The 25,505-nt window shown below is 62.6% G+C and carries 23 protein-coding genes; 8 read left to right on the forward strand and 15 right to left on the reverse strand.

Translation table 11 applies throughout. The features are described 5' to 3' along the window. Nucleotides 1-666: 666 nt before the first annotated feature. From msrQ to mrcB, 9 genes are all read right to left on the reverse strand, one after another. The gene (msrQ, locus tag ABI582_RS24595) at nucleotides 667-1,278 is read right to left on the reverse strand and encodes a protein-methionine-sulfoxide reductase heme-binding subunit MsrQ (protein ID WP_442120555.1); all 612 of its coding nucleotides are present in this window, start codon (nucleotides 1,276-1,278) and stop codon (nucleotides 667-669) included. Then, nucleotides 1,278-2,291 (reverse strand): protein-methionine-sulfoxide reductase catalytic subunit MsrP, encoded by a 1,014-nt coding sequence (msrP, locus tag ABI582_RS24600; protein WP_442120556.1) that lies wholly within the window; start codon nucleotides 2,289-2,291, stop codon nucleotides 1,278-1,280. Before msrP ends, msrQ begins: the two co-directional genes overlap by 1 nt. Nucleotides 2,292-2,370: 79 nt before the next feature. After that, nucleotides 2,371-3,222: a CDP-diacylglycerol--serine O-phosphatidyltransferase gene (gene pssA / locus ABI582_RS24605; RefSeq protein ID WP_016501605.1), complete on the reverse strand. Its 852-nt coding sequence runs from the start codon at nucleotides 3,220-3,222 to the stop codon at nucleotides 2,371-2,373. A gap of 150 nt (nucleotides 3,223-3,372) precedes the next feature. Beyond that, nucleotides 3,373-4,389, reverse strand: a complete 1,017-nt coding sequence (ilvC, locus tag ABI582_RS24610) for a ketol-acid reductoisomerase (RefSeq protein WP_003250043.1) — start codon at nucleotides 4,387-4,389, stop codon at nucleotides 3,373-3,375. Nucleotides 4,390-4,443: 54 nt separating this feature from the next. Beyond that, nucleotides 4,444-4,935 (reverse strand): acetolactate synthase small subunit, encoded by a 492-nt coding sequence (gene ilvN / locus ABI582_RS24615; RefSeq protein WP_003250040.1) that lies wholly within the window; start codon nucleotides 4,933-4,935, stop codon nucleotides 4,444-4,446. Between the two features lies 1 nt (nucleotide 4,936). Next, nucleotides 4,937-6,661, reverse strand: coding sequence for an acetolactate synthase 3 large subunit (locus ABI582_RS24620; RefSeq protein ID WP_028614116.1), 1,725 nt, complete (start codon nucleotides 6,659-6,661; stop codon nucleotides 4,937-4,939). A gap of 410 nt (nucleotides 6,662-7,071) precedes the next feature. Continuing rightward, a complete protein-coding gene (locus ABI582_RS24625) occupies nucleotides 7,072-7,404 on the reverse strand; it encodes a YqcC family protein (RefSeq protein WP_016489137.1) in 333 nt (110 codons plus the stop codon). Then, nucleotides 7,404-8,207 carry a tetratricopeptide repeat protein gene (locus ABI582_RS24630; protein ID WP_338745241.1) on the reverse strand — a complete coding sequence of 268 codons (804 nt, stop codon included), beginning with the start codon at nucleotides 8,205-8,207 and terminating at the stop codon, nucleotides 7,404-7,406. Before ABI582_RS24630 ends, ABI582_RS24625 begins: the two co-directional genes overlap by 1 nt. Before the next feature lie 15 nt (nucleotides 8,208-8,222). Further along, nucleotides 8,223-10,544 carry a penicillin-binding protein 1B gene (gene mrcB, locus ABI582_RS24635; RefSeq protein WP_442120557.1) on the reverse strand — a complete coding sequence of 774 codons (2,322 nt, stop codon included), beginning with the start codon at nucleotides 10,542-10,544 and terminating at the stop codon, nucleotides 8,223-8,225. Between the two features lie 115 nt (nucleotides 10,545-10,659). Between mrcB and ABI582_RS24640 the strand changes: the two genes are divergently transcribed. Together ABI582_RS24640 and ABI582_RS24645 are read left to right on the forward strand one after the other, a co-directional pair. Beyond that, complete coding sequence (locus ABI582_RS24640; protein ID WP_442120558.1) at nucleotides 10,660-12,222, forward strand: AAA family ATPase; 1,563 nt, start codon at nucleotides 10,660-10,662, stop codon at nucleotides 12,220-12,222. Nucleotides 12,223-12,466: 244 nt separating this feature from the next. Then, nucleotides 12,467-12,745 carry a TfoX/Sxy family protein gene (locus tag ABI582_RS24645; RefSeq protein ID WP_016489141.1) on the forward strand — a complete coding sequence of 93 codons (279 nt, stop codon included), beginning with the start codon at nucleotides 12,467-12,469 and terminating at the stop codon, nucleotides 12,743-12,745. Nucleotides 12,746-12,953: 208 nt separating this feature from the next. Here the strand turns inward: ABI582_RS24645 and ABI582_RS24650 are convergent, their stop codons facing one another. From ABI582_RS24650 to ABI582_RS24665, 4 genes are read right to left on the reverse strand one after another with little or no spacing between them, the layout of a single operon-like run. Beyond that, nucleotides 12,954-13,838 carry a ChaN family lipoprotein gene (locus ABI582_RS24650; protein ID WP_442120559.1) on the reverse strand — a complete coding sequence of 295 codons (885 nt, stop codon included), beginning with the start codon at nucleotides 13,836-13,838 and terminating at the stop codon, nucleotides 12,954-12,956. 12 nt (nucleotides 13,839-13,850) lie between these two features. Further along, nucleotides 13,851-14,618 (reverse strand): heme ABC transporter ATP-binding protein, encoded by a 768-nt coding sequence (locus ABI582_RS24655; protein WP_442120560.1) that lies wholly within the window; start codon nucleotides 14,616-14,618, stop codon nucleotides 13,851-13,853. Next, a complete protein-coding gene (locus ABI582_RS24660) occupies nucleotides 14,618-15,601 on the reverse strand; it encodes a FecCD family ABC transporter permease (protein WP_162471788.1) in 984 nt (327 codons plus the stop codon). Before ABI582_RS24660 ends, ABI582_RS24655 begins: the two co-directional genes overlap by 1 nt. Nucleotides 15,602-15,651: 50 nt before the next feature. Continuing rightward, entirely contained in the window at nucleotides 15,652-16,536 is an 885-nt protein-coding gene (locus ABI582_RS24665; RefSeq protein WP_442120561.1) for a heme/hemin ABC transporter substrate-binding protein, read from the reverse strand. A gap of 148 nt (nucleotides 16,537-16,684) precedes the next feature. Here ABI582_RS24665 and ABI582_RS24670 point away from each other — a divergent pair, with 148 nt between their 5' ends. Continuing rightward, nucleotides 16,685-17,002 (forward strand): Rieske (2Fe-2S) protein, encoded by a 318-nt coding sequence (locus ABI582_RS24670; protein ID WP_258909538.1) that lies wholly within the window; start codon nucleotides 16,685-16,687, stop codon nucleotides 17,000-17,002. Here ABI582_RS24670 and sfsA read toward each other — a convergent pair. After that, nucleotides 16,992-17,705 carry a DNA/RNA nuclease SfsA gene (gene sfsA / locus ABI582_RS24675; RefSeq protein ID WP_338745248.1) on the reverse strand — a complete coding sequence of 238 codons (714 nt, stop codon included), beginning with the start codon at nucleotides 17,703-17,705 and terminating at the stop codon, nucleotides 16,992-16,994. The genes ABI582_RS24670 and sfsA overlap by 11 nt on opposite strands. Next, nucleotides 17,705-18,877, reverse strand: a complete 1,173-nt coding sequence (locus ABI582_RS24680) for a pyridoxal phosphate-dependent aminotransferase (RefSeq protein WP_338745249.1) — start codon at nucleotides 18,875-18,877, stop codon at nucleotides 17,705-17,707. The genes sfsA and ABI582_RS24680 overlap by 1 nt, the downstream gene beginning before the upstream one ends. 210 nt (nucleotides 18,878-19,087) lie before the next feature. On the opposite strand from ABI582_RS24680, the gene dksA reads away from it, so the two are divergent. The 5 genes from dksA (at nucleotide 19,088) to ABI582_RS24705 (ending at nucleotide 25,311) form a co-directional block, all read left to right on the forward strand. After that, on the forward strand, nucleotides 19,088-19,534 hold the full coding sequence (gene dksA, locus ABI582_RS24685) for an RNA polymerase-binding protein DksA (protein WP_016501618.1): 447 nt from the start codon (nucleotides 19,088-19,090) through the stop codon (nucleotides 19,532-19,534). A gap of 62 nt (nucleotides 19,535-19,596) precedes the next feature. Beyond that, complete coding sequence (gene gluQRS / locus ABI582_RS24690; protein WP_338745250.1) at nucleotides 19,597-20,484, forward strand: tRNA glutamyl-Q(34) synthetase GluQRS; 888 nt, start codon at nucleotides 19,597-19,599, stop codon at nucleotides 20,482-20,484. A gap of 244 nt (nucleotides 20,485-20,728) precedes the next feature. Further along, complete coding sequence (locus ABI582_RS24695; protein ID WP_003250005.1) at nucleotides 20,729-20,905, forward strand: hypothetical protein; 177 nt, start codon at nucleotides 20,729-20,731, stop codon at nucleotides 20,903-20,905. Continuing rightward, on the forward strand, nucleotides 20,889-23,864 hold the full coding sequence (locus ABI582_RS24700) for a sensor histidine kinase (RefSeq protein ID WP_442120562.1): 2,976 nt from the start codon (nucleotides 20,889-20,891) through the stop codon (nucleotides 23,862-23,864). Before ABI582_RS24695 ends, ABI582_RS24700 begins: the two co-directional genes overlap by 17 nt. Nucleotides 23,865-23,868: 4 nt before the next feature. After that, nucleotides 23,869-25,311, forward strand: a complete 1,443-nt coding sequence (locus ABI582_RS24705) for a sigma-54-dependent transcriptional regulator (RefSeq protein ID WP_442120563.1) — start codon at nucleotides 23,869-23,871, stop codon at nucleotides 25,309-25,311. Nucleotides 25,312-25,505 lie beyond the last annotated feature (194 nt).

Raw genomic sequence — 25,505 nt, forward strand, 5'->3', positions numbered from 1 at the left:
TTTCCCCAGAGTCTGTCAAGCGTTTATTTTGAAGTTTTTTCCGAGAAACTCGTTTGGCTTCAAACACTTAACTCGCTGCGATCTCTCGTAGCGGGAGGTGAATCATACAGCGTTTAGAAGCGCTGTCAACCACCATTTCAACCGCTTGCGATCAGTTGATCGTAGCCCGTTCAGCACCACCTTAACCACTTAACTCGTTGAATCTCAAGGAGTTTGTCGTTCCGATGTCGCTGGAAGTGGGGCGCATTATAAGGGGATTCGGAAGGGCGTCAACCCTTAATTTCAAGAAATTGAAATATAAGCGGGAAATACCCTAGAAAGGCTAACAGGTGCCCGCCACAACACATTCAGCGCCTATGAGATCGAGCGCCGCCCGCGCGGCGCTTCGCAGCACAAGGCTGCTCCTACATTTGTTTCGGGCCAGTATCGCCTGTGGCAGACGCGCGCGACCTCCTTGTTTGAACGACGCAATATCGAGCCGTGCTCCAAGGCGTTCGCGCGCAAATTTCACAGTATTAATTGGCCCGAAACAGATGTAGGAGCAGCCTTGTGCTGCGAAGCGCCGCGCGGGCGGCGCTCGATCTCACAGGCGCCACAAGATCAAAGGCAAGCACCTTTCACAGCCACTACTATCTCAAGACTGGCCCCTGGCAGCCCTCCTCAATCTCAAACCGCCCTACCCTGCTTCCTGCCAACCCTCGAAAGCCCCCGCCCAACAGCAGGAACCCTCAGCACCATCAGCACAGCACCAATAAACGCATACACAGCCCACTCCCGCAGATCCGAGCGCACAATCCACAAAAAGTGCAGCAACCCCAGCCCAAGAACCAGATACACCAACCTGTGCAGCTTCTTCCACCGCGCCCCCAGCCTCCGCTGGCTATACCGATTCGAGGTAGCCGCCAAGGCCAGCAAGCAAAGGAACCCAAGCGCACCAACAATAATGTAGGGCCGCTTGCGCAGCTCCACCGCCAACTGCCCCCAATCCAGCCCAAGGATAAAGAACAGGTAACAGAGGATGTGCAGCACTATATAAGCAAACACCCACAACCCCAGCTGCCGGCGCACCACGATCCACCCCGACCACCCCGTCAGTTTCTGCAGTGGCGTCATGCTCAAGGTCACCAGCAGGAAGGTAAGCGCCCCAAGCCCAAGGCGGTCCATCATGATCTTCCCGGGGTCAGGCCCCAGCAGGTTCATCGCCGCCTGATATAGCCACCACGCCGGGAACAGGCATCCCACGATGAAGATCGCCAGGCGAAACCAGGGGTAACGCATCAATAGTTCTTCCGCAGATCAAGCCCGGTATACAGCGACGCCACTTCATCAGCGTAACCATTGAACATCTGCGTCTCTCGCACATTGGGGCTGAACAACCCGCTGGGCAACCGGCGTTCACGCGCCTGGGTCCAGCGTGGGTGATCGACCGTCGGGTTCACGTTGGCATAAAAACCATATTCATCCGGCGCCAGCCCTTCCCACGTAGTGCCGGGCTGTTCAGCCACCAGGCTGATGCGCACGATCGACTTGATGCTCTTGAAGCCATACTTCCACGGCACCACCAAGCGCAACGGTGCGCCATTCTGATTGGGCAGTTCGCGGCCATACATGCCTACCGCCAGGATCGCCAGCGGGTGCATTGCCTCGTCCAGGCGCAGCCCTTCTCTATAAGGCCAGTCGATCAAGGCGAACCCTGAGCGCTGCCCAGGCATATGCTGTGGATCTTTCAACGTTTCGAAGCGCACATAGCGCGCCTTGGAGGTCGGCTCGACCTGCTTGAGTACCTGCGCCAGCGGGAACCCCAGCCACGGAATGACCATCGACCACGCCTCTACGCAACGCAGCCGATAGATCCGCTCCTCGAGCTGATAAGGTTTGACGAAGTCTTCCAGTGCATAGCGCCCGGGCTTGCCCACCTCACCATCCACCACAATCGACCACGGCTCGGTCTTCAGGCTGTCGCCATTGGCAGCCGGGTCACCTTTGTCAGGCCCGAACTCATAGAAGTTGTTGTAATGAGTGGCATCCTTGAACGGCGTGATTGCCTCGTCCTTCACCGCCACCGCCTGCCAGCGCGTGGCAGCGAGCTTGTCAGTGAACCAGGCCGGTGCAGCGCCGGCCTGCACATCGGCATAACGCGAAACTTCAGCAGCGCCCGCCCTGCCCGGCAATGCGCCCAACGCCAGGCCGGCCAATGAGCCACCCAGCAGGGTACGACGGGAAAGGTAGATGCCTTCGGGCGTGATCTCCGACGCCTTGCACTCGGAAGACCTGGGAAGCTTGATGAGCATGGGCGGCTCCATAGCACTGGATAACGGATGTACCAGTAAGACTATGGAGCCGGAGGGTTATTCCAGCGTTAAGCAATTTTTACGCTTTGCGCCGGCGCGCCTTCAACAGGAACTGGATCGGCCCCGACGCTGCATAAGCGAGGAAGATCAGCAGCAGGATGCGCGGCGGGTCGCTGAACACGACGGCAAACACCAGCACCACGGCAAGGATGGCCACGAATGGCACGCGCCCCTTGAGGTCCAGCTCCTTGAAGCTGTTGTACTTGATATTGCTGACCATCAGCATGCCGGCAGCTGCCACCAGCAGCGCCACCAGGAACGACAGCTTGGAGCCCTGAATACCGTAATCGCTGAACGCCCACACGGTACCCGCTACCACACCTGCGGCAGCCGGGCTGGCCAGGCCGATGAAGTAGCGCTTGTCGGCGGTACCGACCTGGGTGTTGAAGCGCGCCAGGCGCAGCGCAGCACCGGCCACATAGATGAAGGCCACCATCCAGCCGACCTTGCCCATGTCACCCAGCGCCCAGCCAAAGGCCAGCAACGCAGGGGCCACACCGAAGGCGACCATGTCTGACAGCGAGTCATACTCGGCACCGAAGGCGCTCTGGGTATTGGTCATGCGCGCAACGCGACCGTCCAGGCCGTCGAGCACCATGGCCACGAAGATGGCGATGGCGGCAAAGGCGAAGTACTTGCTCGCCTCGCGCGGGTCACCGGCACTCAGGGCGCTCTGTGCGCTCATCGAGCTGATGATGGAATAGAAGCCGGCAAACAGGTTGGCGGTGGTGAACAAGTTGGGCAGCAGGTAGATGCCGCGGTGGCGCACCTTGCGGCCTTCGGCGTCGTGCCCTTCTTCAATGTGCTCATCGATAGGTAGCAGGCTTTCGGCGTCGGAGGGCTTGTTCGGCTCTTCGGGACGTTCGCTCATAAAGGGTACCTTGCAACAGGATGGAAAATGTTCGACACGGGCCCGCGAAACAGGTTCTGACAGCAGGCCACTGGTCTGCTTTATACCAGAAGCGGGCTGCCAGAACGAAAAAACGCGGCCGAAGCCGCGTTTTTCATCTTTCGATAAGACTTAGTTCTTGGTCTTGTCGACGATTTTGTTAGCCGAGATCCACGGCATCATCGAGCGCAGTTGCTCGCCGATGATTTCGATACCGTGAGCGGCGTTGTTGCGGCGCTTGGCGGTCATCGATGGGTAGTTGGTGGCACCTTCGGAGATGAACATCTTCGCGTACTCGCCGTCCTGGATGCGCTTCAGAGCGTTGCGCATGGCCTTGCGGGATTCTTCGTTGATGACTTCCGGGCCGGTAACATACTCACCGTATTCGGCGTTGTTGGAGATCGAGTAGTTCATGTTGGCGATGCCGCCTTCGTACATGAGGTCAACGATCAGCTTCAGTTCGTGCAGGCACTCGAAGTAGGCCATTTCCGGCGCGTAGCCAGCTTCGACCAGGGTTTCGAAACCGGCCTTGACCAGTTCAACGGTACCGCCGCACAGAACAGCCTGCTCACCGAACAGGTCGGTTTCGGTTTCGTCCTTGAAGGTGGTTTCGATGATGCCGGTACGGCCGCCACCAACGCCCGAAGCGTAGGACAGGGCAACGTTCTTGGCATTGCCCGAAGCATCCTGGTAGATAGCGATCAGGTCAGGAATGCCGCCGCCTTTGACGAACTCGGAGCGAACGGTGTGGCCCGGGGCCTTCGGCGCGATCATGATCACGTCGAGGTCGGCACGCGGAACAACCTGGTTGTAGTGGATCGAGAAGCCGTGGGAGAAGGCCAGGGTAGCGCCCTTCTTGATGTTCGGCTCGATCTCGTTCTTGTACAGAGCGCCCTGGAACTCGTCCGGGGTCAGGATCATGACCAGGTCAGCCGCAGCGACAGCGGTAGCAACGTCGGCAACTTTCAGGCCGTGGGCTTCAGCCTTGGCAACGGTAGCCGAACCTTTACGCAGACCGACGGTAACGTCTACACCGGAGTCTTTCAGGTTGCACGCTTGGGCGTGGCCCTGGGAACCGTAACCGATGATGGCGACTTTCTTGCCCTGGATGATGGAAAGGTCGCAGTCTTTATCGTAGAAAACTTTCATGAAATACCCCTGGTTATATCTCGGCCCCTGCGGAGCCATCGCTAATTTTTGAATTTAGATGCTGAGCACTTTGTCGCCACGGGCAATGCCGGTAACGCCGCTGCGCACGGTTTCGAGAATCGATGCAGTGCCGATCGCCTGGATGAAGCTGTCCAGTTTGTCGCTGGTGCCGCTCAGCTGCACGGTGTACACGCTGGCGGTCACGTCGACGATCTGGCCACGGAAGATATCCGTGGTGCGCTTGATCTCGGCGCGCTGGGCACCGGTGGCCTTGACCTTGACCAGCATCAGTTCACGCTCGATGTGAGCGCTTTCCGACAGGTCGACAAGCTTGACCACTTCGACCAGCTTGTTCAGGTTCTTGGTGATCTGTTCGATCACTTCGTCATGGCCAACGGTGGTCAGCGTCAGACGCGACAGGGTCGGGTCTTCGGTCGGCGCCACGGTCAGGCTTTCAATGTTGTAGTTGCGCTGGGAGAACAGGCCGACCACACGGGACAACGCACCTGGTTCGTTTTCCAGCAGCAGGGAAATGATGTGCCGCATATCAGGTACGCTCCGTCTTGCTCAGCCACATGTCACGCATCGAGCCATCCTTGATCTGCATCGGATAGACGTGCTCGCTGCGGTCAACCGCGATGTCGATGAACACCAGACGGTCCTTCATCGCAAACGCTTCTTCCAGCTTCGGCTTGAGGTCCTTCAGGCTGGTGATGCGGATACCCACATGACCATAGGCCTCGGCCAGCTTGATGAAGTCAGGCAGCGACTCGACGTACGAGTGCGAGTGACGACCGTTGTAGGCCATGTCCTGCCACTGACGAACCATGCCCAACACACCGTTGTTCAGGTTGACGATTTTCACCGGCAGGCCGTACTGCATGCAGGTGGACAGCTCCTGGATGTTCATCTGGATGCTGCCTTCGCCAGTCACGCAGGCAACGTCCTGGTCCGGGAAGTTGAGCTTGACGCCCATCGCCGCCGGGAAGCCGAAGCCCATGGTGCCCAGGCCACCGGAGTTGATCCAGCGGTTCGGCTTGTTGAAGCGGTAGTACTGCGCCGCGAACATCTGGTGCTGGCCCACGTCGGAGGTGACAAAGGCATCGCCATGGGTCACTTCGCACAGGGTCTCGATGACTTTCTGCGGTTTGATGACATTGCCATCGCCCTTGTCGTAAGGGAACAGTTCGCCATCGCCACGCCATTCGTCGATCTGCTTCCACCAGGCATCCAGCGCCGCCTTGTCAGGCTGCTCGCCGATTTCCTTGAGGATGCCGAGCATTTCGCTGAGCACGCTGTCGACCGGACCGACGATCGGCACGTCGGCCTTGATCATCTTGGAGATCGACGCCGGGTCGATGTCGATGTGGATGATCTTGGCGTTCGGGCAGAACTTGGCCGGGCCGTTGACCACGCGGTCGTCGAAGCGTGCACCCACAGCGAGGATCACGTCGGCGTTGTGCATGGCCATGTTGGCGGTGTAGCTGCCGTGCATGCCGAGCATGCCGAGGAACTGGCGGTCGGTACCCGGGAAGCCACCCAGGCCCATCAGGGTATTGGTGACCGGCAGGTTCAGCGACTTGGCGATTTCGGTCAGGGCTTCGGAGCCACCGCCGAGAATCACGCCACCACCGGAGTAGACGATCGGGCGTTTGGCAGCCAAAAGCATCTCGGCGGCCTTGCGGATCTGGCCGGAATGGCCACGGACCGCGGGGCTGTAGGAGCGCAGCTTGACCTTTTTCGGGTAGACGTATTCGAACTTTTCGGCCGGGTTGGTCATATCTTTTGGAATGTCGACCACGACCGGACCTGGGCGACCGGATTGCGCCAGGTAGAACGCTTTTTTCAGGACTTCCGGGATCTCGGTCGGGTTCTTGATCATGAAGCTGTGCTTCACGATCGGCCGCGAGATACCAATCATGTCGGTTTCCTGGAAGGCATCGGTACCCACCATGGTGCTAGGCACCTGGCCGGACAGGATGACCATCGGAATCGAATCCATGTAGGCGGTGGCAATGCCGGTAATGGCATTGGTCGCGCCCGGGCCGGAGGTTACCAGCACCACACCGGCCTTGCCGGTGGCGCGGGCGTAGCCGTCCGCCATATGGGTTGCCGCCTGCTCGTGACGAACCAGGATGTGTTCCACTTCCGGTTCTTTGAACAGTGCGTCGTAAACATGCAGGAGAGCACCACCAGGGTACCCGTAGATGTGCTTAACGCCTTCGTCACGCAAAAAGCGGACGACCATCTCAGCGCCAGATAAAAGCTCCACGTTGTTCACCTCTAAAACGCCAGAATACCGTCCCTAGTGGACGGGTCTTAATAGGTTTACTGCCAAGCAGAGCATGAGCGAAAACGTCAGCACTGACTGAGCAAGTATTGGGAGCACCCCAGAGTGTTGCGGGGTTTTCCCACCCAGCGCGAGGTAACGCGTTGCGGGGTGTAACAGGTCGGCGCGGGTGTGCGCCTCATGATCTGCTTAGCGGGTCTGCTTCTGGCAGTCCCTCTACAGCGGAAGTTGGATTCTTGTGATTCGGCGCCAACATGTCAAGAAAAATTATTGCCAATATTTCCCCAAGATGAATTCCTGCCACCACTAAAAATCGCTTCAGCAGCAGAATAAATAAGATTTCCACAAAAAAGGGCCACAATCTGCGGCCCTTGAAGGAAAAACTGAAGAAATCAGGCGGAAGGAGCGATCAATTGGTCAAATGCTGCCAACAGTCGGCGCAGCTCACGGCTTTGCTCCGGCCGGTCGGTAAACACGGTCTCGGCCATGACCAGGATGCTGGAGGCATTGGGCAGCGGATGGCCCAGCTCGATGATGATCTTCATGCGCGGCAGGAAGATCCATTGCAGCCACTGCTCGAAACTGAGGGTGTCGACCGCGAACGGCACGGTACTGGCCAGTGCCTCATCGCTGGGTGGCTCGTCATCCCACCACCCTTGCACCACCAGTTCACGCTCGATCAGCAGCAGGTGGTCGGCAATGTCCAGAATACGTTGCTCGATCATCACGAATTGACCCGCGCCTTCTGCCGGGCCAATGCCGCGCCAGCGCTGTCACCTTGCTTTTCACGGGCCTGGGCGATGGTGTTCCACAGCTCGGCCTGCAGGCTCGGGCGGCCGTTGGCGTAAGTCAGGGCGCGACGCGCCAGCTGCTCGGCCTGCGCTGCATCACCTTGCGACAGGCGCACCTGAGCCAGGCGGTACAGCACCTGCGGCTCGCGCGGGGCAATGCGCTGTGCACGCTCCAGGCTCGACGCAGCGCCGTTGAAGTCACCACTGCCCTGCTGGGTCTGCGCGGTGGTCAGCAGTGCCAGCACCGGGCCGTCCAGTTGCTCGTCGGCCGACAGACCACCGGCAGCGGCGCTGCTGCGCGGAATGCCGGTTGGTGCGCTGGTGCTTGCCGGGGTGCTGTTCATTGCCGCGATGTCGAACGGCTCGTCGGCGATCGGGTTGGGGTTGGTGGTCATCGGCGCCGAACTGACCGGGCCTGGGGTAATCGGGCCCGGCGTGATTGGCGAGGTGCTGATCGGCGCCGCGCCATTGGCAGCCGGGAACGTCTGGATGCCAGAAGCGCCAGCGCCCTGCGGGATCATCACGGTCACGCCGGAGTCTTCGGGCAACGTCTGCGCTTGCGCGGTGCCCGTGTTATAGCCACCCGCCGAGCGGTTGGCCGTCACGCGCTCGCTGTTGGACACGCGAGTGCTCGAATCGACCACCGGTATATTGCCGCGCGGGACGCTGGAGCACCCCTGGAGCACAGCCAACGCCGTCACGGCAGGAAACAGCCACTTGTTCACGTCACACCTCATCAATGCAGCCTGTGCTTAATTCATCCAGCCTTTGACCCAGTCCATGACTGATTCTGCAGGATTCTGCTCGCCGCCACAGGTCGCGCCGGCGGGCGGTTCACTCCCGCGAATATACGGCATCTGCACCGCTCCCGGACAGCTGCCATCAGACCCATGGCCAGTGTACGGGTCGATCCAGGCCTGCACCACGTTGTCCGGCTGCGGCATGTCCAGCGGCAGCGGGTCGGCCTTCTTCATGAAGCTGGTCCACACCTGCAGGGCACCGGTGGCGCCGGTAAAGGGGGTTTTGCCGTTATCGTCACGGCCCATCCACACCACGGCCAGCAGGTCCTGGCTGAAGCCGGAGAACCAGCTGTCGCGCGAATCGTTACTGGTACCGGTCTTGCCCGCCAGGGTCAGCGAGCGCGGCAAGGTGTTGTACACCGAGCGCCCGGTACCTTCGCGCATGACCCGCTGCATGGCGTTCTGCACCAGGTAGATGGCACCCGGGTCGAAGGTTTGCTGGATCTGGAACGGGTAGCGCTTGAGCGGCTCGCCCTCGGCGGTCAACACACTGCGAATACCGCGCATCGGGGTGTTGAAACCGCCGTTGGCGATGGTCTGGTACATGGTCGCAACCTGCATCGGCGACATGCCACCGGCCCCCAGCAACATGGCCGGGAAGGCTGGCCAGTCGACATTTACCCCCAGCCGGCCAATGGTCTTGATCACATTGGGCACGCCCACTTCCAGGCCGAGCTTGGCGGTTGACAGGTTGTACGAGTTGGCAAGCCCCTGGTACAGGTAGATGGTGCCATGCGGTCGACGGTCATAGTTTTGTGGGCGCCAGACCTGGCCATCGGCACCCTTGACCGAAAATGGCTCATCCTGCACCCAACTGGTCAGGGTGTACTTGCTCGGCTGCTCCAGCGCCGTCAGGTACACCGACGGCTTGACCAGCGAGCCGATCGGCCGCACAGCATCAATGGCCCGGTTGAAACCGGCGAAGCCTGCCTGGCGGCTACCGATCAGCGCCTGTACCTCGCCGGTTTCCGGGTTGGTCACGACCATTGCCGACTCCACCTCGTCAGCACCCTTGCGCCCCGCCAGGCGCTTGAAGGTCTCGCTCATCGAGGTTTCGGCCTTCATCTGCAGAATCGGGTCGAAGCTGGTGAAAATACGCAGGCCTTCTTCGGTCAAGTCTTCGTCGCGGTAGTCCTGGCGCAGCTGACGCTTGACCAGGTCGAGGAAGGCCGGGAACGAGCTGTCGGCCAGGCTGCCGCGCTTGGTCACGCCCAACGGCATCTTCTTCGCCGCATCGACTTCCGCCTGGCTGGCGACGCCCTGTTCGGCCACCAGGTCGAGCACCAGGTTGCGGCGGGCCAGAGCGCGGTCAGGGTAGCGCCGCGGGTTGTAGTAGGACGGCCCTTTGACCATGCCCACCAGCAAGGCGATCTGATGCAGCTTCAGTTCCGCCAGCGGCTGGCTGAAGAAGAACTGGCTGGCCAGGCCGAAGCCATGAACGGCACGCTGGCCATCCTGACCGACGAACACTTCGTTGAGGTAGGCCTCGAGAATCTCGCGCTTGTCGTAGTGCAACTCAAGCAGCATGGCCATCATCGCTTCGGTCAGCTTGCGGCTAAGGCTGCGTTCGCTGCTGAGGTAGAAGTTCTTCACCAGCTGCTGGGTCAGGGTACTGCCGCCCTGACGCATCGAGCCGGACGAGGTGTTGACCCACATGGCCCGGGCGATGGACTTGGGCGACACGCCATAGTGGCTGTAGAAGTCGCGGTCTTCAGTCGCCACCAGGGTTTCGAGCAGGTATTTGGGCACCTGGTCGATCTTGATCAGGATGCGGTCTTCGAGGTTTTTCGGGTAAATGCCGCCGATCATCAGCGGTTCAAGCCGCACCACGTCGAGCGCCTTGCCGTTGGCAGCCGACAGGCCCGCCACGTAATCGCCGGAGAAACGCACGCGTACAAACTGTGCTGGCTCCATGCCCTCGTAGAACTGGAAACCACGGGTATTGAGGTCGACGGTATTGCCGTTGACGGCCGCCGCACCCGGGCCGTTGGCCGCGCTTTCGCGCCGGTAGCCGAGTGCGTCGAGTTCGGTAAGGAAGTCGTTCTTGCTCAGTTTCTGACCAGTGAACAGCTCCAGCGGCCGGGCATACACCTTGGCCGGGATGGTCCAGCGCTTGCCGGAGAACTTCTCCTGCACGACGGCATCGAGGTAAACCGCGAAGCCGGCAACGATCACCAGGCCTACCAGGCTGAGCTTCAAAGCCCAGCCCAGCCAGGCGCGAGAGCGGCCGGTCGGGCGTTTCTGAGGGGTACGGGGATTTCGGGTTCGGGTCATGGCGGCGGATTATACGCACTTTATAAAGGCTGGGCAGACGGCCCAGCGGTAGGCAGGGACGGCACCATTGACCATAATGGCGCATTCGAATTCCCTGCCCCCGGAAGGATTTCCCGTGAGCCAAGCACTTATCACTGCGTTGCAGAACCCAGCCCTGTACCCTCACCCCGTGGATGGGTTCCAGCTCATCGAGACGCATATCTCCTGGGTGCTGCTCACCGGCGAGTACGCCTACAAGATCAAGAAGCCGATGAACTTCGGCTTCCTCGACTTCACCGAACTGGGCCAGCGCCAGCATTTCTGTAACGAAGAATTGCGCCTGAACCAGCGCCTGACCGACGGCCTGTACCTGGAGGTATTGCCGGTTACCGGTAGCGTCGAAGCGCCGCAGATCGGTGGCGAAGGCGAGGCTATCGAATACGCGCTGAAGATGCGCCAGTTCCCCCAGGGGCAGATGCTCAGCACCCTGCAGGCCAATGGCGAACTGAATGCCGCGCACATCGACCAGATGGCCCGGCAAATCGCCGAGTTCCACCTGCAAACGCCCAAGGTATCCGCCGAGCAGCCCTACGGCTCGCCTGAAAGCGTCATGGCCCCGGTCGAGCAGAACTTCGAGCAGATCCGCCCATTCCTCAGCGACAAGGCCGACCTGCTGCAACTGGACAACCTGCAGGCTTGGGCGCGCAGCAGTTTCGAGCGGCTGCAAGGCCTGTTCGCCTCGCGCAAGGCCAATGGTTTCACCCGCGAGTGCCATGGTGACATCCACTTGGGCAACGCCACACTGATCGACGGCCAGGTGGTGATCTTCGACTGCATCGAGTTCAACGAACCGTTCCGCATGACCGATGTCTGGGCGGACACCGGCTTCCTTGCCATGGACCTGGAAGATCGCGGCCTCAAGTGCCTGGCACGACGCTTCATCAGCCAGTACCTGGAGCTGACCGGCGATTATGAAGGCCTGGAAGTGCTCAACTTCTACAAAGCCTATCGCGCCCTGGTACGGGCCAAGGTCGCGCTGTTCAGCATGCCGGCCAACGCCGACGGCGTGCAGCGGGCTACTACCCTGCGCACCTACCGCAACTACGCCAACCTGGCCGAAAGCTACAGCGCCATCCCTTCGCGGCTACTGGCCATCACCCATGGCGTCTCGGCAGTGGGCAAGAGCCACGTGGCAATGCGCCTGGTCGAGGCCTTGGGCGCCATTCGCGTGCGCTCCGACGTCGAGCGCAAGCGCCTGTTCGGCGAACAGCTGCAGGACAACGCCGGCCAACTGACTACCGGGATTTATGACCAGGATGCCAGTGCCGCCACTTACCAACGCTTGCACGACGTGGCAGCAACCGTTTTGCGCGCCGGCTTCCCGGTGGTGCTGGATGCCACCTACCTCAAGCGCGAACAGCGCCAGGCGGCTGCAGACGTTGCCAGCCAGACCGGTGTGCCGTTCCTGATCCTGGACTGCCACGCACCCGAGGCAGTCATCGCCAGCTGGCTGGAGCAGCGTCAGGCCGAAAACACCGACCCTTCGGATGCCACCCTGGACGTGGTCAAGGCCCAGCAGGCCAGCCGTGAAGCCCTGGATGCGCAGGAGCTGGTGCAGAGCACCCGGGTCGATACCCAGGATGCTGGCAGCATGGACCAGGTGATCGAGCAGATTCGCCAGCGTTTGCCTGGCCTGTAAGTTCATCGTTTTCCTGTTCTGGCCCCTTCGCGGGTAAACCCGCTCCCACAGGTACTACGCCGACCTTGAGGCTTGTAGAGCACCTTGTGGGAGCGGATTCACCCGCGAAGAGGCCGGCACAGGTCCCGACAGCTCATCGCTCCGATGGCAAAAGGCCGCGCATTTCCTAACCCCCGCTACACTCCTCTCTGACCTGCTCGCGATTTATCCTCCAATCCACGTTCAGCCATCGCAAGGAGGCTCGATGAACGATGAATTGCAGCACCTGAAGAACCTTGGCAAGACCTCTGCGCAGTGGCTGCATGCCGCCGGCATCCACAGTGCATCGGACCTGCGTCGCCTGGGTGCGGTGGGTGCATACCAGGCCGTTAAGACACGAGGGTTCCGCGCTTCCAAGGTGCTGTTGTACGCCATTGAAGGCGCCCTGCTGGACATGCACTGGAACGATCTGCCGCTCGAACGCAAAGAAGCGCTCAATCAACAACTGGACGCAAAAAACCCTACGCAAAAAAATCCAAAATAATCGTGGAAAGGGGATTGACTACGAAATGAGAATCGTTATGATTATCACAACTGGTCGCGAGACTGGTTGGATAACCTAAGAGCCCCTGGTTCGGACTCTCAGATTATCTCCTCATCAGGCTAATCACGGTTATTGACCCGGCTCTTTGCCGGGTCTTTTTTTGCCTGCGGTTTTTATGCCGCCTGGCTTGGCTTTCCCACCGTGCACACTACTGGCGAAACTGCGCGCAGTAATCCTGCTCGGGCGTCGCCGCCGTGTACCACACGTAATCAGCCTCGCCTGGCTCAACCTGCTCGCCCACCTCGGCCAGCAGCAATACCTTGCTCTCCCCCGACGCCCCCAGATCAGCCAAGTGCAAGGGTATGCCCAAGTCCTTGCGCACGTGATAGGCCCCGGCAAACAGCAGTGCCGGCTGCGGCGCCGACAGCAAACGCTCGGCCATGCGCCGGTCGCGCTGCTGCTGCACGGCCAGCATTGCCGGCAACTGGCTTTCCGGCAGCATCCCGCAATGCCCGGCGCGTACCTGCTCCAGCAAGGCAGCCTTCACCGCTGGCGCATTGGACCTTTCGCCGGTCAGCGAGGCGGATTGTCGATAGGCCTGGCGCATCTCCCCAGGCGACAGGTTGGCCGCCAGCAGTGGCACTCGCTGCTGCAAGGCCTCACGCACGATCGGCCCGTACAGCTGCCAGTCCCAACCTTCCTGCCAGGCCAGCGCCTTGGGCAAGTCTGCCGGCAGGGGCTGCCCCTGAACCTTGTCGACCAGCGGTTGCTGCTCAGGCTGCAGCATCTCCAGCAAGAGGCTGCCTTGCACGCGCTGACCCTGCAGCGCGCGCAGCAGCCAAAGTTGCAGCGCGTGGTGGTCCGGGTTGTCGTGTTTTTCGCCCACCAGCACCCGAGGGGTGCCCGCCAGGCGCTGCACCAGTTGCTCAGGGCTGATCGCCTGGCCGCTGGCAAGGTCGATGATCTGCCCCAACTCGGCATGCGTACGCCCCTCACTGCTCTGCCAAGGGGGCAACGGCGGCAGGCTGGCCTGGCAGCCACCCAGTGCCAACATCAGGCAAAGCGAGAAACCGGACAGCAGCGGATGACGCATCGGCAATGCCTCCTAGCGGGTGATGATCAGCGGATGCCCACGCTCCGGGTGCGTCTGCACCAGCACATCGATTCCGTAAACCGCCCTCAACGCCGCTGGCGTCAGCACCTCTTCGGGCGATGCAAACGCATGACTGCGCCCCTGCTCCAGCAACAGGATACGGTCACAGTAGCGCGCCGCCAGGTTCAGGTCATGCAGGATTACCAGCACCGCAGCGCCGCGGTCGGCGAAGCGGCGCACGGACTCCAGGGTAGTGTGCTGGTGCAGCGGGTCGAGCATCGAGGTCGGTTCGTCGAGCAGCAGCGTGGCCCCCTCCTCGCCCGGCCATAGCTGCGCCAGCACACGGGCCAGGTGCACCCGCTGCCGCTCGCCCCCCGATAGCGCCAGGTAACTGCGCCCCACCAGGTGCCAGGCATCCGCCGCCTGCAACGCCGCTTCGACAATTTGCGCATCGCGCTGCTGCCCGGTGCCATGCGGCATGCGCCCCATGCCCACCACTTCCTCCACCCGGAACGAGAAGCCCAGGCTGGACACCTGTGGCAATACGGCCAGGCGCCTGGCCCGCTCCTGCCCAGGCCAATCGGTGAGGGGCCGGCCCTGCAACGTCACCCGCCCTCGGTCGGGCACCAGCTCGCCACACAACACACCCAGCAGGCTGCTCTTGCCGGCACCGTTGGGGCCGAGCACACCCACCACCTGCCCCGGGCTCAGTTGCAGGTGAATGTCGTGCAACACCTCATTGCTTCCCCGCCGCAGGTGCAGGCCTTCGACTTGCAACATCAGCTGCGCCCTCGTATCAGCAGGACCAGGAAGAACGGCGCACCGATAAAGGCCGTGACAATACCAATCGGCAACTCGGCAGGTGCCAGCAGCAGCCGAGCCGCCAGGTCGGCGAACAGCATCAGCACGCCCCCCGCCAGCAACGAGGCCGGTAGCACCACGCGGTGATCAGGCCCGGCCAGCAAGCGCACCAGGTGCGGCACCACCAGGCCGATGAAACCGATCAGCCCTGCAGCAGCCACGGCCGCACCCACGCCCAGCGCCGTGCAGAACACCAGCTCGCGCTTGAGCCGCTCCACGTCGACACCCAGGTGGCGCGCCTCCGACTCACCCAGTAACAGGGCATTCAGCGCCTTGGCCCGGCGTGGCAGCCACACCGCTACCCCCGCCGCCACCAGCAGCAATGGCCATAGCCGTTCGTAGCTGGCACCGTTCAGGCTGCCAAGGTTCCAGAATGTCAGTGTGCGCAGGGTGGCGTCGTCGGCCAGGTAAGAGAACAGCCCAACGGCCGCGCCGCCCAGCGCAGTCATGGCCACGCCAGCCAGCAGCATGGTTGCGACGTTGGTCTGGCCATCGCGCCGGCCCAGACGGTAAACCAGCGCGGTTACCCCAAGCCCCCCGACAAAAGCGCAGAACGACAGCAGATACGGCGCGAAAGCCTCCGGCATGCCGCCAAACCAGGCGCCACCGACAATGGCCACCGCAGCGCCCATCGCCGCCCCAGCGGCAACCCCCACCAGCCCCGGATCGGCCAGCGGGTTGCGAAACAGCCCCTGCATGGCCACACCGGACAGCGCCAGCACAGCGCCCACCGCCAGCCCCAGCAGGGTACGCGGCAGGCGGATCTGGCCCAGGATCATCTCGGCCTGCTGCAGGCCGTCGGCCGCAATTGGCAGCCCCAGCAGGCGCAGGCCGGCGCGCAGGGTGTCGAACAGCGGCAGGCTGACCGGCCCCAGGGCCAGCGACAGCCACACCGCCAACAGGCACAGCAGGCTCAGGCAAATGAACAACGTGCGTGGCTGGACCCGCTGTTTCATTGCGCGAAGCTGGCCTGGGCTGCCGGGTAGAAGGTGGCTGCCAGCGACTGCAAGGTCGATGGCAGGCGTGGGCCAAGCCCGCCCACCAGCAACGTCGGGTCCAGTGACACCAGGCGTTTCTCACGAACAGCCCGCGAGGCAGCCAGCGCGGGGTTTTCTTTCAACAGGGCCTGCAACGCCTGCTCATCGGCCAGCGCCCGGTCGGAAAACACGATCACATCCGGGTCCAGCGCCGCCAAGGCTTCGTTGGAGAAGTTCTTGTAGCCTTGATGTTCTGCCAGGTTGTGCCCACCTGCCTGGCCCAGCAGCCAGTCACCCGCAGTGCCCTGCCCGGCGATCAGCGGCTTGGCCCCGGCATGGCCGACCAGCAGTAGCACCCCAGGTGCCTTTTTCCCGGCCTGAGCCTGCTTGACCTTGGCCTGCACCGCCTCGATTTGCTGGTGGTAACCCGCCGCCAACGCCGAAGCTTGCGGCTCTGCGCCAAGCAACTGCCCCAGATGCTTGAGGTTTTCATCCACCGCCGCCAGTTCGGCCTTGCTGGAGAACAACTCCACCTGCACACCGGCCTTGCGGATTTGCGCCAAGACCGGCGGCGGGCCCATTTCCTCGGTGCCCACCAGTACATCCGGGCGCAGGCTGAGAATGCCTTCAGCCGACAGCTGCCGCTGGTAGCCCACGCTGGGCAGTGATTTCAGCGATGCCGGGTGCTGGCTGGTGGTGTCCACACCGACCAGCCGCGCTTCACCGCCCAGCGCAGTTATCCATTCGCTCAGGGCGCCACCGGCGCTGACCCAGCGTTGCGGCAACTCGGCCGCCAGGGCCTGGGTGGAGAGCACAAAGCTTGCGCACAGGGCGAGCAAGGCGACTGGACGGCGCATCATCGGGTTCCTTCTGAAGGCGAGCCGCGCGCCTTGTGGCGGGCGGCAGAACTGCGCACCATAGGCAGCCAGGCGCAGCGAATGCGGGCAATTTGATAATTATTCGCATTGAAGCGTCAAGTCATCATCTGTTTCATGAGTCGTCCTTGCCATGCACTTCCTTTGTACCTCCCATGCACTGGCCGAAGGCCAAAGCCGCGCCTTCAGCGTAGACGGCCTCGAACTGTTCGGCGTGCGCCGCCATGGCCAGGTGTACCTCTATCGCAACCGCTGCCCACACCGCAGCATCCCGCTGAACTGGGGACAAGATGCATTTCTCGATGACAGCGCCAGCCTCATCCACTGCGCCCACCATGGTGCGCTGTTCCTCATTGAAAGCGGCGAGTGCGTGGCCGGGCCCTGCGAGGGTGAGCAATTACAGGCCCAGGGCTGTCACGAAGACAGCCAGGGCATCTGGCTCACGGCGTAAGCAGCACCGGCAGGCGGCGATCAACAACAATGCCTTCGGCGTCCAGGCGGGTGCCGTAGGCCAGCACCTCTACCCCGTCCGCCACCGCAGCACGCAGGGCCTGTGCATAGGCTGCGTCGATTTCCTCGGCCGGGCGCACGGCGTCGATACCCGTCAGGTTCACGCAGTACAGTTGCACCGCCCGTATACCCTGCTGGGCCAGTTTCGCCAGTTCGCGCAGGTGCTTGGCACCACGCTGGGTCACTGCATCGGGGAAGGCGGCCACTGTGCTGTCGGGGTAGCCCAAGGTCACGCTCTTGACCTCGACATATGCGGGGCCACCGTCGAACTCCAGGCGAAAGTCGATGCGGCTGCTTTCCTCACCGTATGCCACCTCGCGCTTTAGCGCGGTGAAACCGGCCAGTTCGGCGATGACGCCGGCCCGCAGCGCCTCTTCGACCAGTGCATTGGCCCGCCCGGTATTCACACAGGCCAGCCGCCCCTGCGGGGTTTCGCTGATTTCCCAGGTGCCTGGCAGCTTGCGCTTGGGGTCGTTGGAGCGGCTGAACCACACCTGCCCGCCTTCACGCATGCAGTTGAGCATGGAGCCGGTGTTCGGGCAGTGAATGGTCAGCTGTTCGCCGCTGGCCAGTTCGATGTCCGCCAGAAAGCGCTTGTAACGGCGCAGCAGGCGGCCCTGTTCAAGTGAAGGAGAGAAACGCATCAGCCTTGCCAGCTCCGCAGGCCGCGGGCAATGCGCTGCACCGCCTGTTCCAGGCGCGGCAGGCTCTGGGTGTAGGCAAAGCGCACATGGTGCCCGGCCAGGTGGCGGCCGAAGTCCAGGCCCGGGGTGAAGGCCACGTGCTCGGTTTCCAGGAAATGCCGGCAGAAGGCAAACGCATCCCCGCCAAAGGCGCTGATATCGGCATACAGGTAAAACGCCCCCTGCGGCTCGACGGCAATGCGGAAGCCCAATTCGCGCAGGGCGGGCAACAGATAGTCGCGACGGCGGGCGAACTCGGCCCGGCGTTCTTCGAAAATGGCCAGGCTCTCGGGCTGGAAGCAGGCCAGCGCGGCATGCTGGGCCATGCTCGGTGCACTGATGTACAGGTTCTGCGCCAGCTTCTCCAGGTCGGCCACTGCCCCAGGTGGGGCTACCAGCCAGCCAAGGCGCCAACCGGTCATGCCGTAATACTTGGAAAAACTATTCAGGACGAACGCCGAATCGTCGACTTCCAGCACGCTTGGCGCGTCCATGCCATAAGTGAGGCCATGGTAGATCTCGTCCACCACCAGGTGGCCATGCCGCTCATGGGTGGCCTTGGCAAGGCTGGCCAACTCTTCGCGCCCCAGCACGGTACCGGTCGGGTTAGCCGGCGACGCGACCAGTGCACCGACGGTGTCCTTGTCCCAGTAGCGCTCGACCAGGTCGGCGGTCAGCTGGTAATTCACCTCCGGGCCCACCGGTACCAGTTGCGCCCCACCCTCGACCAGCCGCAGGAAGTGGCGATTGCACGGGTAACCCGGGTCGGCCAGCAGCCAATGCTTGCCCGGGTCGACCAGCAGGCTGCTGGCCAGCAGCAGCGCGCCAGAACCACCTGGGGTAATCAGGATGCGCTGCGGGTCGATATTCAAGCCATAACGCTGGCCATAGAAGCCGGCAATCGCTTCACGCAGCGCCGGCAGGCCGCGTGCGGCGGTGTAGCGGGTGTGCCCGGCGGCCAGTGCCGCCTGGCCGGCAGCCACGATCGGCGCAGCCGTAGTGAAGTCCGGCTCGCCGATTTCCAGGTGGATCACGTCGTGCCCGGCCGCCTGCAGCTCATTGGCCCGGGCCAGCAGCGCCATGACGTGGAAGGGTTCGATGGCGCGGCTGCGCGCACTGTAGGGGTGGGCCATGACCTTCTCTCAATTGCGTCTAAACTGGAGATTCTACCTCTGCACGCCAACGAACGTACGGCTCGCGCCGATGTCAATAAGCAGGATCGGGCGGGGTAGCGCACCCCCGATCTATCTGGTAAGTTCGGCGGCTCGCAGTCGCAGGGCCGGCGGTCGCCGGGGATGGAGCATCCTGCGCATTGGATCAGATGAGTGAGAGGCGGTCTATTCATGTCCACCGTAGAAAAGCAAAAAACCGGTCAAACCATGTACGGTGTCGAGCCCTATAAAGAGACCAAGGGCGAAGAGTACATGGGTGAGCCCATGAAGAAGCACTTCACCAAGCTTCTCAATGCCTGGAAAGGCGAGCTCATGCAGAGTGTGGATCGCACCGTAGACCACATGAAGGATGAAGCTGCGAACTTCCCGGACCCGGCCGACCGTGCCAGCCAGGAAGAAGAATTTGCTCTTGAGCTGCGCAACCGTGATCGCGAGCGCAAGCTGATCAAGAAAATCGACAAGACCCTGCAGAAGATCCAGGACGAAGATTACGGTTGGTGCGAATCGTGCGGCATCGAAATCGGCCTGCGCCGTCTGGAAGCCCGTCCGACCGCCGACCTGTGCTTCGACTGCAAGGAAATCGCCGAGAAAAAGGAAAAAACGGTCGGCAAAGGCTGATCTTTCTTCCACCTGAACGGGGCGCTTGATGCGCCCCGTTTCATTTATATGCCCAGCCTGACATGACCGACTCCAGCTACATCGGGCGCTTCGCCCCCACCCCCAGCGGCTTTTTGCACTTCGGCTCGCTGGTCGCCGCCCTCGCCTCCTGGCTCGACGCCCGCGCCGTGAACGGCCGCTGGTTGCTGCGCATGGAAGACACCGACCCACCCCGGGAGATGCCCGGGGCCCGTGATGCCATCCTGCAGACCCTGGAGCGTTACGGGCTGGAATGGGATGGCGAAGTGGTGTTCCAGAGCCAGCGGCACGATGCCTATGCCGCAGTAGTCGACCGCCTGTTCAACATGGGCCTGGCCTATGCCTGCACCTGCTCGCGCAAGCAGCTGGAGGGTTACAACGGCATCTACCCAGGCCTGTGCCGCAACGCCGGCCATGCCCGGGAAGGCGCGGCGATCCGCCTGCGCGTACCAGAGCTGATCTACCGCTTTACCGACCGGGTACAGGGCGAGTACCAGCAGCACCTGGGCCGTGAAGTGGGCGACTTCGTCATCCAGCGCCGCGACGGGCTGTATGCGTACCAGCTGGCGGTGGTGCTGGACGATGCCTGGCAGGGTGTTACCGACATCGTGCGTGGCGCCGACCTGCTCGACAACACCCCGCGTCAACTGTACCTCCAGGAGTTGCTGGGGTTCTCACAGCCGCGCTACCTGCATATTCCGCTTATCGTGCAGCCAGATGGGCACAAGCTGGGCAAATCGTACCGCTCGCCACCCTTGCAGGCGGAGCATGCTACACCGCTGCTGTTGCGGGCATTGCGGGCACTGGGGCAGGAAGCAGACCCCGACTTGCTGCTGGCAACGCCGGCTGAAGTGTTGGCGATAGCCCGCAAGCAGTGGCGGCCGGAGGCGATCGCGCAGCGGACCACGGTGCCTGAGGCTGATTTGCGCTGAGGCAGGCCCGGCCCTTTCGCGGGTAAACCCGCTCCCACAGGTTCTTCACAGGTTTCGAAGGCGGTGCCGTTCTGTGGGAGCGGGTTTACCCGCGAAAGGGCCAGCACAGGCAAACCAACCCTCAAAAACAAAAGCCTAATAATTTCAAACCCTTGGCTAACGCAATGGATTCCCGCTAGCATCCACCCAGCCATTTGCGCCAATAATAAGTCCAAGCCCGCAGCGCCCAACCATCGAGGCCAGCATGTACATCTATCGTTTGGTCCTGCTTCTGGTCGTGGGGATCTACCTGTTCTCCCCGGCCATCATGGACTGGTGGATCGAACCGACCGGAGCCTGGTACCGCCCCTACCTGCTCTGGCTGATCCTGATCGTCGTCACCTTCATCCTGCAGAGCCAACGAGATGCCGATGAGCTTTAGCCTGACCCAGATGATCCTGATCAGCGCCGGGTACCTCATGGTGCTGTTTGGCGTGGCCTGGATCAGCGAGCGGGGGTTGATCCCGCGTTCGATCATTCGCCACCCGCTCACCTACACCCTGTCGCTGGGCGTGTACGCCAGTGCCTGGGCCTTCTATGGCTCGGTGGGCCTGGCCTACCAATATGGCTACGGTTTCCTTGCCTGTTACCTGGGGGTGTCCGGCGCGTTCCTGCTGGCACCGGTGCTGCTCTACCCGATCCTCAAGATCACCCGCACCTACCAGTTGTCATCGCTGGCCGACCTGCTGGCGTTCCGCTTTCGCAGCACCTGGGCCGGGGCACTCACCACCATCATCATGCTGATCGGCGTGCTGCCGCTGCTGGCGTTGCAGATCCAGGCGGTGGCCGACTCGATCAGCATCCTCACCGGTGAGCCGGTCAAGGCCAGGGTGGCCTTCGCCTTCTGTACGCTGATCATTCTGTTCACCATCTTCTTCGGCTCGCGGCACATCGCCACGCGCGAAAAACACGAAGGCCTGGTGTTTGCCATCGCCTTCGAGTCGGTGATCAAGTTGCTGGCCCTGGGCGGTATCGGGCTTTACGCCCTGTACGGCGTATTCGGCGGCCCGCACGAGCTGGAAGTGTGGCTACTGCAGAACCAGACCGCCCTGGCCGCGCTGCACACCCCCCTGCAGGAAGGCCCATGGCGCACCCTGCTGCTGGTGTTCTTCGCCTCGGCCATCGTCATGCCGCACATGTACCACATGGCCTTCACCGAAAACCTCAACCCGCGCTCGCTGGTCAGTGCCAGCTGGGGCCTGCCGCTGTTCCTGCTGCTGATGAGCCTGGCCGTGCCGCTGGTGCTGTGGGCTGGCCTGCGCCTGGGCGCCACTACCAACCCTGAGTACTTCACCCTGGGCCTGGGGATTGCCGCCAACAACGAAGCATTGGCACTGCTGGCCTACGTCGGCGGTTTGTCGGCCGCCAGCGGCCTGATCATCGTCACCACCCTGGCACTGTCGGGCATGGCCCTCAACCACCTGGTGCTGCCGCTGTACCAGCCCCCGGCCGAAGGCAATATCTACCGTTGGCTGAAGTGGACTCGCCGCGCGCTGATCGTCGCCATCATCACCGCCGGCTTCATGTTCTACCTGACCCAGAACAACCACCAGAGCCTGGCCAACCTGGGCATCGTCGCGTTCGTCGCCACCCTGCAGTTCCTGCCGGGCGTGCTGTCGGTGCTGTACTGGCCCACCGCCAACCGCCGCGGCTTCATCGCCGGGCTGCTGGCCGGCACCCTGGTGTGGATGGTGACCATGCTGCTGCCGCTGCTGGGCAACCTGCAGGGCTTCTATATTCCGCTGCTGGACATGATCTATGTGCTGGACGATACCAGCTGGCACATGGCGGCCATTGCCTCGCTGGCGGCCAACGTTTTGCTATTTACCCTGATTTCGCTGTTCACCAACGCCAGCAACGAAGAAGTCAGCGCGGCTGAAGCCTGCGCCGTCGACAACGTCCGCCGCCCGCAGCGCCGCGAGCTGCACGCCGCCTCGCCACAGGAGTTCGCCACCCAACTGGCCAAGCCGCTGGGCGCCAAGGCCGCACAAAAGGAAGTGGAACAGGCCCTGCGCGACCTCTACCTGCCGTTCGACGAGCGCCGCCCCTACGCCTTGCGCCGCCTGCGCGACCGCATCGAGGCCAACCTGTCCGGCCTGATGGGGCCGAGCGTGGCCCAGGACATGGTCGAAACCTTCCTGCCGTACAAGTCCGGTAACGAAAACTACGTGACCGAAGACATCCATTTCATCGAAAGCCGCCTGGAAGACTATCACTCGCGCCTGACCGGCCTGGCCGCCGAGCTCGATGCCCTGCGCCGTTACCACCGCCAGACCCTGCAAGAGCTGCCCATGGGCGTCTGCTCGCTGGCCAAGGACCAGGAAATCCTGATGTGGAACAAGGCCATGGAAGAGCTGACCGGCATTGCCGCCAAGCACGTGGTCGGCTCGCGCCTGCTCACCATCGACGAACCCTGGCGCGGCCTGCTGCAAGGCTTTATCAACCTGCCCGACGAGCACCTGCACAAGCAGCGCCTGGCACTGGACGGGCAGCCGCGCTGGCTGAACCTGCACAAGGCCGCCATCGACGAGCCGTTGGCCCCCGGTAACAGCGGCCTTGTGCTGCTAGTGGAAGACCTTACCGAAACCCAGGCCCTGGAAGACAAGCTGGTGCACTCCGAGCGCCTGGCCAGCATCGGCCGCCTGGCCGCCGGCGTGGCCCACGAAATCGGCAACCCGATTACCGGCATCGCCTGCCTGGCGCAGAACCTGCGCGAGGAACGCGAAGGCGATGGCGAAATCATCGAGCTGTCCAGCCAGATCCTCGACCAGACCAAGCGTGTGTCGCGCATCGTCCAGTCGTTGATGAGCTTCGCCCATGCCGGCGGCAGCCACCAGAACAGCGAAGAACCGGTGTGCCTGGCCGAAGTCGCGCAGGACGCCATCGGTCTGCTGGCCTTGAACCGGCGCAATTTCGAAGTACAGTTCTTCAACCTCTGCAACCCGGACCACTGGGCCGAAGGTGACCCGCAGCGACTGGCCCAGGTGCTGATCAACCTGCTCTCCAACGCCCGCGACGCCTCGCCACCCGGCAGCGCCGTGCGCGTGCGCAGCGAAGTCAGCGAGCACACCGTCGACCTGATCGTCGAGGACGAGGGCAGCGGGATACCGAAGAACATCATGGACCGCCTGTTCGAACCCTTCTTCACCACCAAGGACCCGGGCGAGGGAACCGGACTAGGGCTCGCTCTGGTCTATTCCATCGTGGAAGAGCATTATGGGCAAATCACCATCGACAGCCCGGCCGATATCGAACGGCAACGTGGCACCCGGATCCGCGTGACCCTGCCCCGGCATGTCGTAGCGACGTCCCCTGAAATTCGAGACCGTCGAGAGAATTGAATCAATGCCGCACATTCTGATCGTCGAAGACGAAACCATCATCCGCTCGGCCTTGCGTCGCCTGCTCGAGCGGAACCAGTACCAGGTCAGCGAAGCCGGCTCGGTGCAGGAAGCCCAGGAACGCTTCAGCATTGCCACCTTCGACCTGATCGTCAGCGACCTGCGCTTGCCAGGCGCACCTGGCACCGAGCTGATCAAGCTCGGCCAGGGCACCCCGGTGCTGATCATGACCAGCTACGCCAGCCTGCGCTCGGCAGTGGACTCGATGAAAATGGGCGCGGTGGACTACATCGCCAAGCCGTTCGACCACGACGAGATGCTGCAGGCCGTGGCACGTATCCTGCGCGACCGGCAGAACGCCCCGGCTGCCGCACCGGCTGCCGAGCCACGCGCCACCAATGGCAAGGCCGCATCGTCCGACAAAGGCAGCGCGGCTGCGGCCAATGGCGAAATCGGCATCATCGGCTCGTGCCCGCCAATGCAGGACATGTACAGCAAGATCCGCAAGGTGGCGCCTACCGACTCCAACGTGCTGATCCAGGGCGAGTCGGGTACCGGTAAAGAGCTGGTGGCCCGCGCCCTGCACAACCTGTCGCGCAGGGCCAAGGCACCGATGATCTCGGTGAACTGCGCAGCCATCCCCGAGACACTGATCGAGTCCGAACTGTTCGGCCACGAGAAGGGCGCGTTCACTGGCGCCAGCGCCGGGCGTGCAGGCCTGGTAGAAGCCGCCGACGGCGGCACGCTGTTCCTCGACGAAATCGGCGAGCTGCCGCTGGAAGCCCAGGCCCGCCTGCTGCGCGTGCTGCAGGAAGGCGAGATTCGCCGGGTGGGTTCGGTGCAATCGCAAAAGGTCGATGTGCGCCTGATCGCGGCGACCCACCGCGACCTGAAGAACCTGGCCAAGGCTGGCCAGTTCCGCGAGGACCTTTACTATCGCCTGCACGTGATCGCCCTGAAACTGCCTGCCCTGCGCGAGCGCGGCAGCGACGTCAACGAGATCGCCAGCGCCTTCCTCGCCCGCCAGAGTGCCCGCATCGGCCGCGACGACCTGCATTTCTCGGCCGAAGCCGAGCAGGCCATTCGTCATTACAGCTGGCCGGGTAACGTACGTGAGCTGGAAAACGCCGTGGAGCGCGCGGTGATCCTCAGCGAGAGCGCAGAAATTTCTGCCGAGCTGCTGGGCATCGACATCGAGCTGAGCGACCTGGAGGAGGACGAGATCCTCAACAACGCCCTGGTGGTGGCCAGTGCTGCCAATGCCAGCCACGAGCCGACCGAGGACCTGTCGCTGGAAGACTACTTCCAGCACTTCGTGCTCGAGCACCAGGACCACATGACCGAGACCGAACTGGCACGCAAGCTAGGCGTCAGCCGCAAGTGCCTGTGGGAACGCCGCCAGCGCCTGGGCATTCCACGGCGCAAGAGCAACGCTACCAGCGAATAACCGCTGCGCCCGCCGCGACGTGTGTGGTGCCGGTGAGACCGAGCGCCGCCCGCGCGGCGCATCGCGAGCTGCGCTCGCTCCTACGTTTGTTTCGGGCCAATTATTCCTGGGGCAAACGCGCGCGAACGCTTTGGCGCATGGCTCGATATTGCGTCGTACCAACAAGGCGGTCGCGCACGCCTGTCACAGCGTAA

This window comes from Pseudomonas sp. SAS7, assembly GCF_052112345.1.
Classification (GTDB): domain Bacteria; phylum Pseudomonadota; class Gammaproteobacteria; order Pseudomonadales; family Pseudomonadaceae; genus Aquipseudomonas; species Aquipseudomonas putida_Q.